Source organism: Nocardia sp. CA-129566, assembly GCF_050956075.1.
GTDB lineage: Bacteria > Actinomycetota > Actinomycetes > Mycobacteriales > Mycobacteriaceae > Nocardia.
This window is the reverse complement of record NZ_CP192085.1, coordinates 5,932,386-5,948,936: the sequence shown is the minus strand read 5'-3', so window position 1 is coordinate 5,948,936 and position 16,551 is coordinate 5,932,386. Positions and strand designations below refer to the sequence as shown.

At 65.4% G+C, this 16,551-nt stretch carries 19 protein-coding genes and 1 pseudogene; 11 read left to right on the top strand and 9 right to left on the bottom strand.

Features of this window, described 5'->3' with window-relative positions; all coding sequences use genetic code 11:
• Positions 1-20 precede the first annotated feature (20 nt).
• Positions 21-188, bottom strand: coding sequence for a hypothetical protein (locus ACQP0C_RS25795; RefSeq protein ID WP_433723916.1), 168 nt, complete (start codon positions 186-188; stop codon positions 21-23).
• A gap of 634 nt (positions 189-822) precedes the next feature.
• Positions 823-1,425, bottom strand: a complete 603-nt coding sequence (locus ACQP0C_RS25790) for a TetR/AcrR family transcriptional regulator (protein WP_433723914.1) — start codon at positions 1,423-1,425, stop codon at positions 823-825.
• Positions 1,426-1,552: 127 nt separating this feature from the next.
• On the opposite strand from ACQP0C_RS25790, the gene ACQP0C_RS25785 reads away from it, so the two are divergent.
• Positions 1,553-2,005, top strand: a complete 453-nt coding sequence (locus tag ACQP0C_RS25785; protein WP_433723912.1) for an anti-sigma factor antagonist — start codon at positions 1,553-1,555, stop codon at positions 2,003-2,005.
• Between the two features lie 10 nt (positions 2,006-2,015).
• On the top strand, positions 2,016-2,165 hold the full coding sequence (locus tag ACQP0C_RS25780) for a hypothetical protein (RefSeq protein WP_433723910.1): 150 nt from the start codon (positions 2,016-2,018) through the stop codon (positions 2,163-2,165).
• Between the two features lie 56 nt (positions 2,166-2,221).
• Here the strand turns inward: ACQP0C_RS25780 and ACQP0C_RS25775 are convergent.
• Positions 2,222-2,596 (bottom strand): annotated as a pseudogene (locus ACQP0C_RS25775) (phosphoribosyltransferase); the annotation flags it as partial.
• Between the two features lie 384 nt (positions 2,597-2,980).
• On the opposite strand from ACQP0C_RS25775, the gene ACQP0C_RS25770 reads away from it, so the two are divergent.
• Positions 2,981-3,481: a hypothetical protein gene (locus tag ACQP0C_RS25770; RefSeq protein ID WP_433723908.1), complete on the top strand. Its 501-nt coding sequence runs from the start codon at positions 2,981-2,983 to the stop codon at positions 3,479-3,481.
• 1,158 nt (positions 3,482-4,639) lie between these two features.
• Positions 4,640-5,569 carry a TetR family transcriptional regulator gene (locus ACQP0C_RS25765; RefSeq protein ID WP_433723906.1) on the top strand — a complete coding sequence of 310 codons (930 nt, stop codon included), beginning with the start codon at positions 4,640-4,642 and terminating at the stop codon, positions 5,567-5,569.
• A 97-nt stretch (positions 5,570-5,666) separates the two neighbouring features.
• Here ACQP0C_RS25765 and ACQP0C_RS25760 read toward each other — a convergent pair whose 3' ends face one another.
• Positions 5,667-6,203 carry a proline dehydrogenase family protein gene (locus ACQP0C_RS25760; RefSeq protein WP_433723904.1) on the bottom strand — a complete coding sequence of 179 codons (537 nt, stop codon included), beginning with the start codon at positions 6,201-6,203 and terminating at the stop codon, positions 5,667-5,669.
• A gap of 28 nt (positions 6,204-6,231) precedes the next feature.
• Here ACQP0C_RS25760 and ACQP0C_RS25755 point away from each other — a divergent pair, with 28 nt between their 5' ends.
• The 5 genes from ACQP0C_RS25755 to ACQP0C_RS25735 all read left to right on the top strand — a co-directional run bounded on the left by ACQP0C_RS25755 (position 6,232) and on the right by ACQP0C_RS25735 (position 8,916).
• The gene (locus ACQP0C_RS25755) at positions 6,232-6,570 is read left to right on the top strand and encodes a hypothetical protein (protein WP_433723902.1); all 339 of its coding nucleotides are present in this window, start codon (positions 6,232-6,234) and stop codon (positions 6,568-6,570) included.
• Between the two features lie 291 nt (positions 6,571-6,861).
• A complete protein-coding gene (locus ACQP0C_RS25750; RefSeq protein WP_433723900.1) occupies positions 6,862-7,311 on the top strand; it encodes an SRPBCC domain-containing protein in 450 nt (149 codons plus the stop codon).
• Entirely contained in the window at positions 7,308-7,646 is a 339-nt protein-coding gene (locus ACQP0C_RS25745) for an ArsR/SmtB family transcription factor (protein ID WP_433723899.1), read from the top strand. Before ACQP0C_RS25750 ends, ACQP0C_RS25745 begins: the two co-directional genes overlap by 4 nt.
• Positions 7,647-7,735: 89 nt before the next feature.
• Entirely contained in the window at positions 7,736-8,092 is a 357-nt protein-coding gene (locus ACQP0C_RS25740; RefSeq protein WP_433723897.1) for a VOC family protein, read from the top strand.
• Between the two features lie 284 nt (positions 8,093-8,376).
• Complete coding sequence (locus ACQP0C_RS25735; RefSeq protein ID WP_433723895.1) at positions 8,377-8,916, top strand: MarR family winged helix-turn-helix transcriptional regulator; 540 nt, start codon at positions 8,377-8,379, stop codon at positions 8,914-8,916.
• Positions 8,917-8,972: 56 nt separating this feature from the next.
• On the opposite strand, the gene ACQP0C_RS25730 is transcribed toward ACQP0C_RS25735, so the two are convergent.
• On the bottom strand, positions 8,973-9,467 hold the full coding sequence (locus ACQP0C_RS25730; RefSeq protein WP_433723893.1) for a phosphoribosyltransferase: 495 nt from the start codon (positions 9,465-9,467) through the stop codon (positions 8,973-8,975).
• Between the two features lie 104 nt (positions 9,468-9,571).
• Here ACQP0C_RS25730 and ACQP0C_RS25725 point away from each other — a divergent pair, with 104 nt between their 5' ends.
• Positions 9,572-10,156, top strand: a complete 585-nt coding sequence (locus ACQP0C_RS25725) for an NAD-dependent epimerase/dehydratase family protein (protein WP_433723891.1) — start codon at positions 9,572-9,574, stop codon at positions 10,154-10,156.
• 119 nt (positions 10,157-10,275) lie between these two features.
• Positions 10,276-10,641, top strand: a complete 366-nt coding sequence (locus ACQP0C_RS25720; RefSeq protein ID WP_433723889.1) for a hypothetical protein — start codon at positions 10,276-10,278, stop codon at positions 10,639-10,641.
• Positions 10,642-10,795: 154 nt separating this feature from the next.
• Here ACQP0C_RS25720 and ACQP0C_RS25715 read toward each other — a convergent pair whose 3' ends face one another.
• From ACQP0C_RS25715 to ACQP0C_RS25700, 4 genes are read right to left on the bottom strand one after another with little or no spacing between them, the layout of a single operon-like run.
• Positions 10,796-13,483: a fumarate reductase/succinate dehydrogenase flavoprotein subunit gene (locus ACQP0C_RS25715; protein WP_433723887.1), complete on the bottom strand. Its 2,688-nt coding sequence runs from the start codon at positions 13,481-13,483 to the stop codon at positions 10,796-10,798.
• The gene (locus ACQP0C_RS25710) at positions 13,480-14,226 is read right to left on the bottom strand and encodes an ABC transporter ATP-binding protein (protein ID WP_433723885.1); all 747 of its coding nucleotides are present in this window, start codon (positions 14,224-14,226) and stop codon (positions 13,480-13,482) included. The genes ACQP0C_RS25715 and ACQP0C_RS25710 overlap by 4 nt, the downstream gene beginning before the upstream one ends.
• Positions 14,223-15,116, bottom strand: coding sequence for an ABC transporter permease (locus ACQP0C_RS25705; protein WP_433723883.1), 894 nt, complete (start codon positions 15,114-15,116; stop codon positions 14,223-14,225). The genes ACQP0C_RS25710 and ACQP0C_RS25705 overlap by 4 nt, the downstream gene beginning before the upstream one ends.
• On the bottom strand, positions 15,113-16,540 hold the full coding sequence (locus ACQP0C_RS25700; RefSeq protein WP_433723881.1) for an ABC transporter substrate-binding protein: 1,428 nt from the start codon (positions 16,538-16,540) through the stop codon (positions 15,113-15,115). Before ACQP0C_RS25700 ends, ACQP0C_RS25705 begins: the two co-directional genes overlap by 4 nt.
• Positions 16,541-16,551: the final 11 nt, after the last annotated feature.

Sequence of the window (16,551 nt, the reverse complement as noted above, 5' to 3'; positions counted from 1 at the left end):
GCAAACCGGTGACCAGCGCATCAACTGGTTCGCTCGCCCGCATTCGGGTATGCGCCCGGCGAGAGCGTGACATCGTGGCCATCGCTCACGACGACGCGGAAGGGGGCGCGGCTTTGGCCGAACAGGCCGGTCGCCGGTGTGTGCTCGTCGGCGGAGATGTCCGAGCCAACGTAGTGCCGCTCCGTCATCGAGCGTGCCGTGGCCGATTTCGGCAAGATCGACGTGCTGGAATGTTGCCTACCAGATGACCCACCAGACGCTCGCCGAAATCAGCGACGAGGAATGGGATTACACGTTCCGGCTCAATGTCGGGGCGTTTTTGCGGCCATCGCGAACTTTTCCGCGAGCCTGGCGCAACTATCGTCCAGGGACGAGTGGCTGGCTGCAATCGGGGTAAGACCTCACCAGGAGGTGAGTAAACATGATTGCTCTTCTGTTGGTTCTGCTACTTGCCCTGATTCTGTTCGGAATCGGTTTCGCGCTCAAGGCTCTGTGGTGGGTGGCCATAGCGGTACTTGTGATCTGGGCGTTCGGGTTCATATTCCGCGGCGCTGGCGCCGACGGAACTCGCGGGCGCTGGTATCGGTGGAAGGGCAATTCGTGGCCTGCGCTAGCGGACCCACTGCATCCCGAACAGCTCACTGTCGCCGAACTTGCCTCGAGAAAATGCATACTCGACTCGTCCAGAAGGCGCGCCAGAGGGCTCGGTGGGAGAAGATTACAGCGCCAAGGATATTCGGACCTGAACACCACGCGGATGCAAACCGGGCCCGGGGCTGTCAGCGACGACGGCACGGATGGAGATCGGGCCAGGGTGTGAGGCTATGGCGATGTCGGCCGATAGTGTTCGATCAATGTGCGGGCCATGGCCTGGGCTCGGCGGGCGGCCTGCAGATCACCTTCGGCCGCGGAGATGATGGAGCCCTTCATGAGGATGTGCCAGGAACGAGCGAAATCGTCGGGTTCGCGGAGTCCGGCCGCTTCCGCACGCTCGCGCACGATCGCGCGGACGTTGTCGAGGTACTGGATGCTGGCCGCGCCGGCCGGGTGAGCGGCTCCCAGCTCGAGTAGGACATTGATGAACGAGCAGCCGTCGAAGTCCTCGCGCGTATGGAACCAGTCGTCGAATACGTCGAAGATCGCCAGCAGTTGCTCCTCGGGTGTGCTGCCTCGCAGCCGGGATTGCTGTTCCACGAGCCCGATCGTCCACACTTGCTCCCGGCGCTGCAACACCGCCAACACCAGATCGTCCTTGCTCGGAAAGTGGCGGTACAGGGTCGCTTTCGCAACGCCGGCCACGTCGATCACTTCGTCGGTGCCGACCGCGCGGATGCCACGGCGGGTGAACAGATCGTAGGCCGTGCTCAGTATTCGCTCGCGAGCCGGCACCGCAGCTGTAGTCCGCTGTACCGGGGGTGTTTCCATAGCGAGACCCAGCATACCTCTGTACAGACAGCCCTGTCTCTGCTATACAAGAAAGACAAGTCTGTCTTCAGATCAGCAGGGCGGGCCGATCATTGAGCGCTGAGGCGCCGAATATCGGAAGTCCGCTATGAGCACTATCGTGACACAGGCATCCAATAGCCAAACCGCCAGCAGCCCACTGGTTTTCGAGCCTGTCGATGCCGCCACTCGGCTCCAGAGCAGCACTGAACAATGGGGCCACGGGGTCGTTGTGCATGCGAGTGGAGAGGTGGACGCCTACACGCTGACGACCTGGCAACGCCTGCTGCGTGAGGCAGCCGCGACCGCGACTGCGCCTGGGTACCTCGTCATCAATCTCGAACCTCTCGGTTTCATCGGATGCCGAGCATTCGCGGTCCTCGCCGACCAGGCCCAGCGGTGCCGGCGACGGGGCATACAGCTTCGCTTGGTCAGCACCGCCTCGATCGTCACACGGATCATCGCCGCCGCTGACCTCACAGAACTGTTGCCCGTCTACACCAGTATCGACACCGGAGTGGACGGCAAGAACGCTCGGCACTGGACGGGTCCTGGAACATGAACCTTTTGCGGTGACAGGGACCGATGGCGCGCACCCGCCAGCACCGGCTCCAGCATCCGAAGTCGGCTATCCGGTCGCGCGCCTGATCGAATTGCGCGATCAGGTCAATGCGCTCGGGGCACGCCTCGATGCGGCCACGGCCGGGCGGTCCGACAGGTAGTTCGACCGGCGTCGGTGCTTGCTCGAAGGAGCGGACGCGCGGCTGTGTGTGTTGGGTCAGGCGTCCAGGGCGCGGGCGTGATGATCGACGACCGGTGGTTCGGTGGACCAGGGGAAGTTGATCCAGCGGTCGGTGCGGCGCCAGAGGTATTCGCAGTCGACCTCCGAGTGGGGCTTCTGGTAGATGACTGCGCAGCGGACCTCGGCGACGTGATCGATGCAGAAGTCGCGCACGAGCTTCAGTGTCGCGCCGGTGTCGGCCACGTCGTCGGCGATCAGGACCGTGGCACCGGCCAGATCGACCGCCTGCGGGACCGGCGGCAGCATGACGGGCAGGTCGAGGCGCTGGTCGATGCCGGTGTAGAACTCCACGTTCATCACGTGCAGGTTCTTCACGTCCAGTGCGTAGCCGAGGGCACCGGCGACGAACAGCAGAACGCGATTATCCGCGTGTCGCCCGGTACGCCAAGGGCATACTTGGCGAGCCAGTGCTGCACAGAGGAGAGGCAAAGACCCGAAGGGCCCTGTCGTGACCAGTGCGATCGTCGCTCGTATTGCCGAAATCGCTGTACTCGCTCCACAACTGGTCGTGCGTGCTGAGCAGCTGCGTCGTAGGCGCAGCGAGCTCGACCGCCGATACAGCTACCTACGCAACGGCGGCGAACCGTTTCCGCCGCAACTGCTCGTCGAACAACGCCTGACGCGCGCAGCGGTAGACGCGTCGAAAACCCGACGCGCGCAGCTATTGGCGGAGCCCGCCGAGTCAGCGGTGACGAATTCCAACCACACTCGATCTTTCTCGCGTCGGAGGAACGGATGAATCAATGGAGTGAGCGGCTTTCCGTCCACAGGATCGCTCTCGCGTTCGCCTCGGTGCTGATTGCGTTGGCAGCAGTTGCCTCCTTCGCGTTCGCGCACCATTTGGCGCGGTTGGCGGGAACGCCATCGACTATCGCGTGGCTGTGGCCGATTGTTGTGGCCTTCACGGTCTTTCAGATCGCGTACTACTACGTGATGGTCGCAACGTTGCCCTACCGGACTCGAATCATCCGACTGTACTTCGGGCTTCTCCTACTGGGCGGTGTCGCCGTCGGCGTCCTCGGAAACGCGTTCAATGCCACGGACCCCGGTGAGCTTTCGCTGTCCGCCAAAGCAATCGTGAGTGCGGTTCCACCGCTGTGCCTGCTGCTGATTGTCCTCAACACCTCGATCTTCTTCAGTGCAACCAAACTGAGGGTGCACGGGGAGGACTATGCATCCCGACCGACAGCAGCCGAAACGCCCGTCGTCGACGTAGCCGGACGTCTTCTGTCGTAGTTCCAACCGGCACTGATGGATCGCGTCGCGACCAGGCTGTGGCGCGGACCGGAGAGCCGCGCGGGCCAGTCCACTCACCCCACTGGAACCTCTCCAGGTCCACACCGTTGTGAACCACCCGACGCCGTCGTCGGGACGATGAGAGTGTCACACGCTCTCACCTGGAGGCGATTCCAACCGGGATCGGTCCGGCTACCACTCGACATCCGCTGCGGCCACCGGGCTCACTCACTTCCTCACCGTGGCCGAAGTCCTGAGCAACTCCACGCAGTCATCGCGGTGTCGGCCTTTCTTGCAGTCTGGACTCGAGAAGTAGGACCGCTTCACGGGCTTCGCCTGGTCGTGGCAGTTCCTGGTCGAGCCGGAAACCAAGATCCTGAACAAGGTAGGTTCGCTTTGCCCATTCATATGCGTAGAGCGCTCTCTGCAGCCATCGTGAGGGACAATCCCGAAAGTAATCGCTCGAGCAATCACTGGGGTGGGGATCATCCATCATCAGGGCTTCCATAGCCGCATGAAAACCGGCTCTGTTGATATCTATGTCGTGAGAATTCATGATCAATCCTTGGTTCGAATCAGTGTGAGACACCTCCGGCGGAGGCAGTAATAGCAAGAGGCAGCAACATACGGATCGCATTTACCTGTCTGCTAGGAAAGACGCCGAGCAACCCGCGGCCCAGTTGCCGCAAGCCGGAGGACTCGACCGATGCGTTCGCCGTTCAGCGTCCGGTGGTGCGCGAACCGGCGAATGGCAGCGAAGGTCTCGTCGTGGCAGTCCTGTTCGCAGAGGATCGGATCGCCAGTTGTACGTACCAAGAGACGCGGCGGAAATGAATTCCGCGGCGGGCTGGGCCGACGTGGCCGGCGACCGGGTCGGCCACACTTCCCGCAAGACCTCCTCAGCCGTCGGATAATTCAATGCCCCTGCTTCGTCAGAGCCACACTTGGTCCGGTGCGTCGGCGAATGCCGCAGCGAGTCGATGAGGGCTGGCTCGGCCATCGCGCATCCTTCCGTTCACCTGCAATGTGAACACTAACCGTACGTTCGATAGGTAGCTGTTCAGATGGAGACCATCGTCACGATACTTTGGACATATGTCAAGGCATCAGCTGGCACTTCTGTAATCTGGGCGGCAAGGGCCGTGTATGATGTTCAGCATGCCTGAACGTGAGATCGTGCGTGAAGGCGCTGGCGACACCGGTTCGGGTCATTTGGTGCGGCGGGCTCGGACGGCGGCTGGAGTCTCGCTGCGCGAACTGGCGCGCAGCATCGGCGTCAGCGCCGGGACCCTCAGTGCCATCGAGAACGACAAAACGCCACTGACCGTCGGCCGGCTCGACCGGATCGCCGCCGAACTCGGCATCTCCACCGTCGACATTCTCGCCCCCCGGCTACCATCAGCCGCCGACGCTACCGGCACACCAACCGCCCGGTCGGCCGGTGACGGGCAAACATGGCGCACTTTCGAGCCCCTGCCACTTGATCCTGTTCTCGACGCGGCGATCTCAGCATTCCTGCAAACCGGTTACCACGGCGCGACGATGCGGAGTATCGCGGCCAACGCCGGTATGAGTGTCGCCGGTGTCTACCACTACTACCCGAGCAAACAAGACTTGCTCGTCGCCCTATTCGACCTCGGGATGTCCGAACTGCTGTGGCGAATCCCAGCGGCCCGCGACGACGGCGTCACCGTGGTCGAACGATTCGCCAACATGGTCGAGGCCCTCGCGTTGTTCCACGCGTACCGTGGTGACCTCGCGTTCATCGGCGCCAGCGAAATGCGCAGCTTCGACGAACCCAACCGCTCCCGAGTCGCTAGTCAACGCACAGACATTCAGCGAATGTTCGACGAGGAAGTCGCCGCCGCCGTCCGGGCAGGCGAGTTCGCCACCCGCTGCCCCCACCAAGCCGCCCGTGCTGTCGCCACTATGTGCACGTCCCTGCCGCAGTGGTTCCGCCCTGGCGGACCCATCTCTCAACAACAAATCGCGGTCGAATACGCGCAATTCGCCGTCGACATCATGCGCGGACATACAACCCGAGCCGTCGTGGCCCAGGCTTCTTCAGGGGAGTGCCGGCTCCAGTAGGAGTTTCGTTGCTGGTCGGTCCGGGCAAGCGAGCCGATCGATGTACACCGCAGTCACTTCCGGGTAGTGGGTTGCCGCGGGTAGCGGGGGGCGATGGTCAAGCGCCACGTGATTCGGCAAGTCGGCGCATCCAGTAGCGAAACCAGTTGTGCCCGAAGGGGATGTACACGCGGACCGGTACCCCGCGAGCGACGAGATCGTGCACCGTATCCGGTCGCACCCCGAGCAGTTGTTCCACCGGTACCGGCCCGAGTGCGGTCAGCAGCGCCTCGCGAAGGACGCCGTCATGGGTCGCCAGCGCGAACGGCGCGTGTGCTGCCGCCAGCCGATGCGCCAAGCGGATGTAGGCGACGTCGGTGGGTTCGCCGTACGGCAAGGCTCGATCGGGCGGTTCGAGGTAGGCGCCCTTGACCAGCCGGATGTGGACGCCGGCCTCGAGTAGGCGCGCAATGTCGTCAGGCGTTCGGTGCAGATTGGCCTGTGCGGTGGCACCGAGGCGATCGGCCATGCCTCGGTCGGCTACGTCGAGTACGCACTTCAGCACCGCCTCCGCGCGCGCGTCGTCCTCGGCGCCGACCTGGGATACGTCGACCCTCCGGCAGCGCCTGCGCGATCGCCGCGAGATGGTCGGCACAGCCGGTCGGGTCGACGTCGAGGCCGAGATGGGACAGATCGACGGACAGCCATACGTCCTGCGGGAGGTCGGCGAGGTCGTCGGCCATCCGCAGATAGTCATCGGCAACCCGCTGCGCGACGCGGGTATCGTCGACCAGTTCACCGAACTGATCGATACTGGTGGCCACGCCGAGCTCATGGAGTTCCCCGGCCACCCGGACCGCGTCGGCCGTCGTAGTCCCCGCGACATACCGCGATGCCGCTCGCCAAGCCAGGTCCTCACCTCGCGGCACGGCCCGAACAACCTGCTCCACAACAACATTCGTGGCCAGCCGAAACAAGATCGCGCGATCAATCGACATGACCACATCCTTCCAGTCCCTTGACGGCCACTCGCGGTCGTTGACGAAATGGATTGTGTGAGGGACTGATCAGGTGCGGTGCTGTCCCGCCGCGCCTCGGCACCACGGCCCGCTGACGGTCCGCAAAGTCGTCGTGGTGCTTCCTCGCCCTGGGCGCGGTACCGCCCATGCAACGCAACGAACCGTGTCGGTCTCCGGTTGTACGTCACAGTGCCCGCGATGCACCTCGGCAGTGTTGCGCAACAAGAGGTTGCGCGTTTCCGATGCTCGTGGCAGAGTAATGCGCAATGGATGGTTGCTCATTGGAGGTCTGGAGTGGAGTTCGGAAAGCTGGAGCGTGAGATCCGCATCGACGCGGCACCGGAGATCGTGTTCGAGGTGGTGAGTCGTCCCGAGCACATCAAGATGTGGTGGTCCGATGATGCGTCGTTCGAGCCAGTGCCGGGCGAAGTCGGCGAGCTGGTGTTCGGCGACCGCGCCAAGGTTGCCCCGATCGCGGTGGTCGACGTGGATCCGCCCCGCAAGTTCGCGTTCCGATGGGTCGCTCCTGATGGTCAGTTGCCCGATGCGGACAACTCTCTGCTGGTCACCTTCGAGCTCGAGCCCTCCGGTGACGGCACGATTCTGCGCCTGACCGAGAGCGGCTGGCGGGAGAAGGGGTGGGAAGCCGCAGTGCTCGAGGAGACCTTTCACGATCACGAGCGCGGCTGGGACTTGTTCCTGCCCAGGCTGCGGAGGTACGCCCCTTCGGTGGTGGCGCGATGACCGTCGCTATCGACGACGAGCTCTGGTCGGCGATCGGCGACCCGATCCGGCGCCGTCTACTCGACCTGCTGCTCGCGGAAGGTGTCGGTACGCCGACCAGCCTGAGCGAACGTCTCCCGATTTCGCGCCAGGCGGTCACCAAGCACCTGGGCGTCCTCGATCGCGCCGGCCTCGTGCATGCGACGCCGATGGGCCGCGAGCGGCGCTACGAAGTTGACGAGGCGCAGCTGTCGCGCGCGGTCCGGCAGCTGAATGAAGTTGGCAAGACCTGGGATTCGCGCCTGAACCGTATCAAGCGCATCGCAGAACAGATCCAGCGTCAGCACCGCGACTGACAGGTTGTTGGAAGAGATCTCTGGCGACCTTCTCGACCGATGTCGGCGCCCTGTCGACGTCGCACTATAAGAAATGGAGTTTGATCGGAATGCCCACAATGCCCGCTGGGAGCATCCTGCTCGGGAGCACACGAGCGACGGAGTTGCGTGAGTGGTACCGCAAGGTGCTCGCGCCCGACCACACCGGAGATGGCCCGATCGTTCTCGGGCAGTTCATGCTCGTCATCGATCAGCGTGACGACGTCGGCGACGCCAACCCCGAACCGGGCCGATCGATCCTCAACTTCCACGTCGACGACTTCGCTGTGTTCGAAACACAGCTGGACGCCGCGGGCGTGGAATGGGTCGCGCGCGCTACGGACCGACCGGCCGGAAGGTTCGGCACATTCAAAGACCCGGAGGGCAACTACCTGCAGATCATTCAGTTTGTGCAGGCCCCGCACTAACTGGTTGCCGCGGCGGGCCGGAGCTCTGATACCGGGTGGTCTCATTCGCTAGGCGGGCCGCCCGGACCATCCGCTCTTACCGATGACCGGAGGTCGTGGGTCGATCGTCGGGAGGTTGGTTCGACGTTTCGTCCGAGCATGGCGAGAAAGTCCCGTGGGCGTTGTCCAGTCAGCCGGGTGAAGGCAGCGCCGGACGTCTCCAGGGGGCCGACCTCGACGGCGATGCCCGCGGTCCCGTCTGTGGTTTCAAACGGATGTTTCGCCTAGTTGGATACAGTGTGCTCATGCCCGAACAAGCGCATCCCACACCAGTGGTGCGTGTCGAAGCGGCCGCGACTTCCGATGGTGCTGCCGCAACTGTCGGGGGAACCGACACCGACCTGCTCTCGCTCGCGTCACAGCTGTGTTTTGCCCTGTACTCCACGTCCCGATCGATGACCGCGGCCTATCGGCCGTTCCTCGAGGCGATGGGGGTGACCTATCCGCAGTATCTGGCCCTGCTGGCGTTGTGGGAACGACCTGTGATGACCATGAAGGAACTCGGCGAAGAGCTGCGCCTGGACTACGGTACGGTCTCCCCGCTCATCCAGCGCTTACAGGCCCACGGTCTGGTCGAGAGCGTGCGCAGCAGCCACGACCGACGTGCCGTCGAACTGCGCGCTACCGAGGCCGGGCGTGCGCTGCGGCCACAGGCCAGACAGATGATCGAAGCGGTTGTCGCCGAAGTCGGCTATCCGGTCGCGCGCCTGATCGAATTGCGCGATCAGGTCAATGCGCTCGGGGCACGCCTCGATGCGGCCACGGCCGGGCGGTCCGACAGGTAGTTCGACCGGCGTCGGTGCTTGCTCGAAGGAGCGGACGCGCGGCTGTGTGTGTTGGGTCAGGCATCCAGGGCGCGGGCGTGATGATCGACGACCGGTGGTTCGGTGGACCAGGGGAAGTTGATCCAGCGGTCGGTGCGGCGCCAGAGGTATTCGCAGTCGACCTCCGAGTGGGGCTTCTGGTAGATGACTGCGCAGCGGACCTCGGCGACGTGATCGATGCAGAAGTCGCGCACGAGCTTCAGTGTCGCGCCGGTGTCGGCCACGTCGTCGGCGATCAGGACCGTGGCACCGGCCAGATCGACCGCCTGCGGGACCGGCGGCAGCATGACGGGCAGGTCGAGGCGCTGGTCGATGCCGGTGTAGAACTCCACGTTCATCACGTGCAGGTTCTTCACGTCCAGTGCGTAGCCGAGGGCACCGGCGACGAACAGGCCGCCGCGCGCGATCGAGAGGATCAGATCCGGTTCGAACCCGTCCTTGGCGATTTCGGTCGCGAGCTCGCGGCTCGCGGTCCCGAACAATTCCCAGGTCAGCACTTCCCGATCCGCCATGGACCCTCCATCTCCCTCGCTACCGCTGGCCCTAGAGCATAGGACCAGCTACACGGTGTTCCCCAGCACATGGAACGCATTGGTCCGGGAATTAGGGTGGACGGGTGCGGATCTTTCTGGCCGGTGCGACCGGCGTCATCGGAACCCGATTGCTGCCCTTGCTGATCGAGGCCGGACACGAGGTGGCGGGGATGACCCGGTCGGCGGCCAAGGCCGACCAGGTGCGCGCCGCCGGTGCGGAACCGGTCGTCTGCGATGTGTACGACCTCGACGCGCTCACCACGGCGGTCGTCGCCTTCGGTCCCGACCTGGTGATGCACCAGCTCACCGACCTGCCCGACGATGCGGCGCTGCTGCCGGAACTCGCCGGTGCGAATGCGCGCATCCGGGGCGAAGGCACCCGCAATCTGATCGCCGCCGCCGCGGCCGCGGGCGCGAAACGCTTTCTCGCTCAGAGCATCGCGTGGGAGCCGCCCGCCGGTCGCGGCGCGGTGATCGAGGCGCACGAGGCCGCGGTGCTCGATATCGGCGGTGTAGTCGTGAAGTACGGCCAATTCTATGGTCCGGGCACGTATTACGAAGCCGAGCCGCCCGGCCATCCGCGCGTGCACGTGGATGATGCCGCCGCGCGGACGGTTTCGCTGGTGGATGCGCCGACCGGCATTGTGGTTATCGCGGATCCCGCCTGAGCCGTGGCGCGACCGGCCACGACAGGCGGCCGCGGGTCGTGGCCGTGCCGGTCGGTTTGGAATACGGTGGCACAGGGCCGATCGCCCGGATCCGCTCACACCCACCGAAGGAGACCCGCTTGCGCAACACGCTGCTCGTCACGTCCGTACTCGGTGCCGCCCTGGTGGCGATGCTGCCCGCTGGCGCCGCGGGTGCTCAGGCACCCGGCGACGGTTCGCTGAAGGTGCAGGCGAGCACCGGTACCGATCAGATACCGGTCACGGGCGTCGCGGTCGGCATCACCACGTGCTCCGCCGGACCGGTGCTGGCCACCGTGACGACCGGCCGCGACGGAACGGTGACGCAGAACTTCCCGAACGGCTGTTACCAGGCGCAGGTCACCTCCGTTCCCTCCGGCTGCGAGCTGGCGAGTATCGCCTACGTTCAGGTCGACGTGGCACCCGGCACGACACCGGTCGCAAGCTTCCAATTCCGCTGCGCGTAAACCGATTTCGACTCAGGCTCCAGGGCGCGGTCGACGGCCGCGGCAACTCCGTCGCGATACGGCCCGGGGAGGCTGCGGCCAGCGCTGCCGAGAGGCTGGCGGCGCAGTGCCGCGCCCCGGTAGCGGCGACACAGCCCGCATGAGCGGTGTGCGGCTATGACACAGGGTGCGCACTGTCCAAGGCACGGCGAGCGTAGGCGCGCACGTCCGCGTCGGTGTCGTCGATTGCCAGCTTCAGTGCGTCGTGCGCCGACCCGTGCTGTGGCCAGGTGGCCAGTGACAATACCGCCGCCTTGCGCACGTCGAGGTGTGGATCGCGCAGGGCGTCCGACAGTGGGGTGATCGCGAAATCTGGGTTCGTGCCCGCGAGGCCACGGGCCGCGCCGACCCGGACCTGCCATGCGGAGTGTCCGAGCGCATCGGCGAGAAGTTTCGCATCATCCGGTACGACAATGAGATTCGCGAAGGCTGCCAGGGCGGCGGCGCGCACGAGCGGATCCGGATCCTCGGCGAGTTCGCGTGCGGTGCTCGCGCCGTGGCCGCCGATCGTCGACAATCCGTGCGCGACGGCGATGCGGACCTCACGGTTCTCATCGCTGGCCGCCGCGGAGACGGCGTGGCGGTCATCGAGGGATACCAGCGCTCGCACCGCTTCGATGCGCACCCGGTGATCCGAATCGGTCAGTGCCGCGACGAATTGGCTGGTCGATCCGGATCGCCGGGCGCGCAGCAGATCGACGACGGTCGCGCGGACCACCGGATCGGGGGAGTCGAGTCGGTCGGCGAGGCCGTGCCAATCGGGCAGTACCTCCACGAGTTCGCGCAGACTCGCCGCGGCGGCGGCGCGCACGGATGCCGCGGTGTCATCGAGTGCGCCGATGAGAATCGGTGCGAATCCTTCGGGTGTGTTCTCGGTCAGCACCGAAAGCGCCGCCACTCGAACACCCGCGTCCGGATCGGTGAGATAGGTCGAAAGGTCGTGCACCGTAGGAGAATCCAGGGCGAGCAGGGTGACCAGGCGGGGTGAGGGCGGTGTCGTCGATGCGCGCACGGTGCGTGGTGCGGCGGCCGGTGCGCGGCCACCGATGAGGTCGGGTTGCCGGACCGGGACCACGGTCGAATCGGCCGAGGGCAGGTCGTCGAGACCGGGCACCGGAACCAGATACGGTGCCACCGGTCGCTTGAGGAATTCCATCGCGCCGTCGGAGCCCTTGCGCAGGTTCAGGTGATAGCGCCACTCGACGTCATCGCGTTGCGGCAGATCGGCGCGTTCGTGGTAGAGCCCCCAGCGCGATTCGGTGCGGGTCAGCGAGCTGCGAGCCGCCATTTCGGCGCAGTCGCGGATGAAGGAGACCTCGACCGCGCGCATCAGCTCATGCGGTGTGCGGGCGCCGATTTCGGCGATCTCACCGCGCATCCGCTCGAAGGTCTCGACCGCGATGGACAGTTTCGCGGCGGTTTTCGGCGGTGCCACATAGTCGTTGACGAATCGGCGCAACTTGTACTCGACCTGCGGCTGTGGCGGACCGTCCGGCTGTCGCAGCGGGCGGTAAATGAGTTCGTGCGCTTCGGCCAGCTGGGATTGCGGAAGTTCATCCGGGGCATCGACTTCGGCCAGGGTGGCGGCGGCATGCCCGCCCGCCAGGTCGCCGAAGACGAACGCCCCGATCATGTAGTTGTGCGGTACGCAGGCCAGATCGCCCGCCGCGTAGAGCCCGGGCACGGTGGTTCGCGCGTGCTCGTCGACCCAGACGCCGGATGCGGAATGTCCACCGCACAAACCGATTTCGGAGATATGCATTTCGATATCGTGGGTGCGGTAGTCGTGGCCGCGATTGGCGTGGAAGGTGCCTCGGGTCGGACGTTCGGTGGTGTGCAGGATGCCTTCGAGCGTGGACAGGGTCTCATCGGGCAAATGCGACACCTTGAGATAGATCGGCCCGCGCGCCGATTCGATCTCGCGCTTGACCTCCGACATCATCTGCCCCGACCAGTAATCGGAATCGACGAAGCGTTCACCGTGCGCGTTGACCTGGTACCCGCCAAAGGGATTGGCGACGTAGGCGCAGGCCGGACCGTTGTAGTCCTTGATGAGCGGATTGATCTGGAAGCATTCGATGCCACTGAGCTCGGCACCCGCGTGATAGGCCATCGAATATCCGTCGCCCGCATTGGTCGGGTTCTCATAGGTGCCGTACAGATAACCCGATGCGGGCAGCCCCAAGCGGCCCGACGGGCCGGTCGCCAGAATCACCGCCTTCGCGCCGACCGTCACGAATTCGCCGGTGCGCGTATGCAATGCGGCGGCGCCGACCGCGCGCCCGGCGTCGGTGAGCACCCGCACCGGCATGAGCCGGTTCTCGATGCGGATCTTCTCGCGCATCTTGCGTTGGCGCAGTACGCGATACAGTGCCTTCTTCACATCCTTGCCCTCGGGCATCGGCAGCACATAGGACCCGGACCGGTGCACCCGGCGCACCGCGTACTCCCCGTACTCGTCCTTCTCGAATTTCACGCCGTAGCGTTCGAGTCGCTGCACCATCGCGAAGCCGCGGGTGGCGGTCTGATAGATGGTGCGCTGGTTGACGATTCCGTCGTTGGCCCTGGTGATCTCGGCAACGTAGTCCTGGGGTTCGGCCTTGCCCGGAATCACCGCATTGTTCACCCCGTCCATGCCCATGGCGAGGGCGCCGGAGTGCCGCACATGCGCCTTCTCCAGCAGCAGCACATCGGCGCCCGCCTCGGCGGCGGTCAGTGCGGCCATGGTGCCCGCGGTGCCGCCGCCGATGACGAGCACATCGCAGTCGAGCCGGATCCGGTCGGATAGCTCGGGAATATTCACAGCTTCTCCAAGATTTCGGCCTGTACGGACCGGCGGTCCACCGGCGTACGCGGCTGCGGTACGTCGATCAGCCCGTGCAGCGCACCGTTACCCAGCACCGCGATGCGGTCGCCGAGTAGCAGCGCCTCGTCCAGGTCGTGGGTGACGAATACGATGGTGGTCGGATGGGCGCGCCAGGTGTCGATCAGCAAGCGCTGCATGCTCGCCCTGGTCTGGGTGTCGAGTGCGCCGAACGGCTCGTCCATCAGCACCGCGCGCGGTGACCCGGCGAGGCTGCGCGCCAACTGCACTCGCTGCCGCATACCGCCGGAGAGATCGCGCGGGAGATAGTCGCCGTAGCCGGTGAGCCCGACCTCGTCCACCCAGTGCTGGGCGCTCGCCTTGCGTTCGGCGCGCGGCACCTTGCGCAATTGCAATGCGAGCTCGATGTTCTGGCGCACGGTGCGCCAGGGCAGCAGCGCATCGTCCTGGAAGACCAGGGCGCGATCGGCGGACGGTCCGATCACCGGAGTTCCGTCGGCGCGGATGACGCCGCGGTCCGGCTTGCGCAGTCCGGCGATCGCGCGCAGCAGCGTCGACTTGCCGCAGCCGGATTTGCCGACCACTACCAGGATTTCGCCCGGCGTGACGGCCAAGTCGAGGTTTTCCAGCACCGTCTTGCCGCCGTAGGCGATGCGAATTCCGTCCAGGCTCAGCCGCATTCCGGTTGCGGGCGCGGCGGCTGGTGCGGTTGTCGTGGTCATTCGGCGACCTCCCTCGGCAGCCAGCGGGTGATCCGGCGTCCGGCCAGTTCCACGATTCCGGAGGTGCCGAAGCCGAGGATGCCGATGGTGATCATGCCGACGAATACCGCCGGATAGTCGACGATGGTGTAGGCCTGCCAGGTTCGGTAGCCGATGCCGAGCCGCCCGGAGATCATCTCCGCCGAGATGAGGCAGATCCATGCCACGCCCATGCCCACCGAAAGACCGCTGAACACGCCGGGCAGGATGCCGGGAAATACCACTCGCACCAGCACATCGGTGCGCGAGGCGCCCAGCGTGCGCAGGGCGTCCTCCCAAATGGTCGGCAGCGCGCGCACCGCGTGTCTGGTACTGACCAGCACCGGGAACAGCGATGCCATGAACGTGATGAAGACGATGCCCGATTCGTCGCTGGGGAACAGCAGGATCGCCACCGGCACCAGCGCGATGGCCGGGATCGGCCGCGCCAATTCGGTGAGCGGCCCGAGCACGGCGGCGAAGAGTCCGGAGCGGCCCAGGCCGATGCCCGCGACCACACCGACCACGGCCGCGAGTCCGAATCCGGTGAGAATCCGGATCAGCGATTGCGCGACGTCGACATAGAACTGGTCCGACTGCAGCTGCTTGCCGAATTCGCGAATGATCTCGGTGACCGTCGGCAGCGTGTCGAAGCGCAGCCACCACCGCACATTATTGGCGGTGAGCAGCTGCCACAGTCCGATCGCGGCCGCGACCGACGCCACCTGGAGAAACCGAGTGCGCCATGCGAAACCACCACGCGCCTCGGTGGTTTCCTCGCCGTCGGCCACGCTCGAGCCGACCAGGGTCGCCGTGCGCCCGCCAGTCGCCCGGCCACCTCGCCTCAACGAATCGGTGCGCGATGCCGTCATCGTCGGACTTCCGTGACGGCCTGGTCGTAGGAGATCGCCACGGCGGCCGGATGCGCCTGCCGATAGCGCTGCGCGGCTGCGGGTGTGGTGAACGGCAGGAAACTATCGCCATCGCGCAGCCACACCGCCTTATCGGCGAACCAGCGTGTACCGAGTTCGGCATCGGGCACATAGGCGGCGCGTATCGCCTTGCCCTGTGCCTTGGCCGCCTGGGCCGCGCGCAGCAGGCAGGTCGGATCCGCGGCGGGCTGCGGGCGCTCGGCGCCGTCGAGCCACAGTTCACCGGCCTGCGCGGCATTGCTCACCGGACGCGCGCAGACCGGGTCGGTACCGGTGACGCGGCTCGGGTTGACGGTTGATGCCACCGCCTGGTCGTAATCGCCCACGCCGTTGTCGGCGAAGGCTTTGCGCAGCGGCGCGGGATCGACGAACTTATCGATATCGAGTTCGGCGAAGTCACCGATCGACTTCAGGTACTGCACATCGCCTTTGAACGCGTCGATCAAACCGGGCTTGAGCGTGGTGTCGAAAGACGTTCCGCCGGGCCCGTTGTAGAGGTACACGACCTCCTGCGGCAATCCGGAACCGTCGGCGACGATCTTGGCGGCTTCGAACGGCTTCTCGTTCAGGAACTTCGTGGCATCGAGCTGGGCGGCGAGAAATGCCTGCAGCACCTCGGGATGATCGGCGGTGTAGGAGCGTCGCGCGACCACGCCGTGGAAGGTGGGCACACCCAATTCCGCGCCGTCGTAGAGCAATTTCGCCTTGTTCTGGAAGACCAGCAGACCGGGCCAGGCCACGAACTGCGCGAGCGCGCCGACCTGGTGCGATTCCAGGGCGGTGGCACCGACCTGCGGCTGCTGGTTGAGTACCTCGACGCCCTTGGCCGGATCGACACCCGCCCGCGAGAGCGCCTGCACCAGAGTGCCGTGTCCGGCCGAGCCGACGCTGGCCGAAATCTTCTGCCCCGCCAGTTCGCCGATGGTGTTCGCGGTCGAATCCTGGGGCACCACAACCATATTGAGCGCGCCCTTCGGGTTGTATCCGGTCACCGATACCAGCGCGGTCTTGGCCCGATCATTGGCCTGGGTGCGAGATCCGTTGATCAGCAACGGATAATCGCCCATCGAGCCGATATCGATCTTCTCGGCGAGCATCTGCGCGGTGATCGGCGCGCCGGTGTCGTAGTCCTGCCACTCCACCTGGTATTTCGCGCCGCCGCTTTCGGTGATCTTCTGTAGCCGCTGCTCCAGATAGCCCTGCGCCTTCAGCAGGGTGCCCGCGGTGACGGTATTGATGGTCTTGGACTGGTAGCCGACGACGACCTTGACGGTTCCGGCCGGGGTGCTGTCCGAACTCTGCAGCGAGCAGCCCGCCGCGGCCAGTGCGACGGCGAGGAGCAGGGGAGCGAGGCGTTTGTTCATGGGGGACTTCC

What these genes read in the sequence shown, in the direction of transcription:
- ACQP0C_RS25705 (WP_433723883.1), bottom strand. Translation starts at nt 15,116, where the DNA reads ATGACGGCATCGCGCACCGATTCGTTGAGGCGAGGTGGCCGGGCGACT.
- ACQP0C_RS25700 (WP_433723881.1), bottom strand. Translation starts at nt 16,540, where the DNA reads ATGAACAAACGCCTCGCTCCCCTGCTCCTCGCCGTCGCACTGGCCGCG.
- ACQP0C_RS25740 (WP_433723897.1), top strand. Translation starts at nt 7,736, where the DNA reads ATGCCCACAATGCCCGCTGGGAGCATCCTGCTCGGGAGCACACGAGCG.
- ACQP0C_RS25795 (WP_433723916.1), bottom strand. Translation starts at nt 188, where the DNA reads ATGACGGAGCGGCACTACGTTGGCTCGGACATCTCCGCCGACGAGCAC.
- ACQP0C_RS25735 (WP_433723895.1), top strand. Translation starts at nt 8,377, where the DNA reads ATGCCCGAACAAGCGCATCCCACACCAGTGGTGCGTGTCGAAGCGGCC.
- ACQP0C_RS25790 (WP_433723914.1), bottom strand. Translation starts at nt 1,425, where the DNA reads ATGGAAACACCCCCGGTACAGCGGACTACAGCTGCGGTGCCGGCTCGC.
- ACQP0C_RS25730 (WP_433723893.1), bottom strand. Translation starts at nt 9,467, where the DNA reads ATGGCGGATCGGGAAGTGCTGACCTGGGAATTGTTCGGGACCGCGAGC.
- ACQP0C_RS25710 (WP_433723885.1), bottom strand. Translation starts at nt 14,226, where the DNA reads ATGACCACGACAACCGCACCAGCCGCCGCGCCCGCAACCGGAATGCGG.
- ACQP0C_RS25745 (WP_433723899.1), top strand. Translation starts at nt 7,308, where the DNA reads ATGACCGTCGCTATCGACGACGAGCTCTGGTCGGCGATCGGCGACCCG.
- ACQP0C_RS25770 (WP_433723908.1), top strand. Translation starts at nt 2,981, where the DNA reads ATGAATCAATGGAGTGAGCGGCTTTCCGTCCACAGGATCGCTCTCGCG.
- ACQP0C_RS25765 (WP_433723906.1), top strand. Translation starts at nt 4,640, where the DNA reads ATGCCTGAACGTGAGATCGTGCGTGAAGGCGCTGGCGACACCGGTTCG.
- ACQP0C_RS25785 (WP_433723912.1), top strand. Translation starts at nt 1,553, where the DNA reads ATGAGCACTATCGTGACACAGGCATCCAATAGCCAAACCGCCAGCAGC.
- ACQP0C_RS25755 (WP_433723902.1), top strand. Translation starts at nt 6,232, where the DNA reads ATGGGACAGATCGACGGACAGCCATACGTCCTGCGGGAGGTCGGCGAG.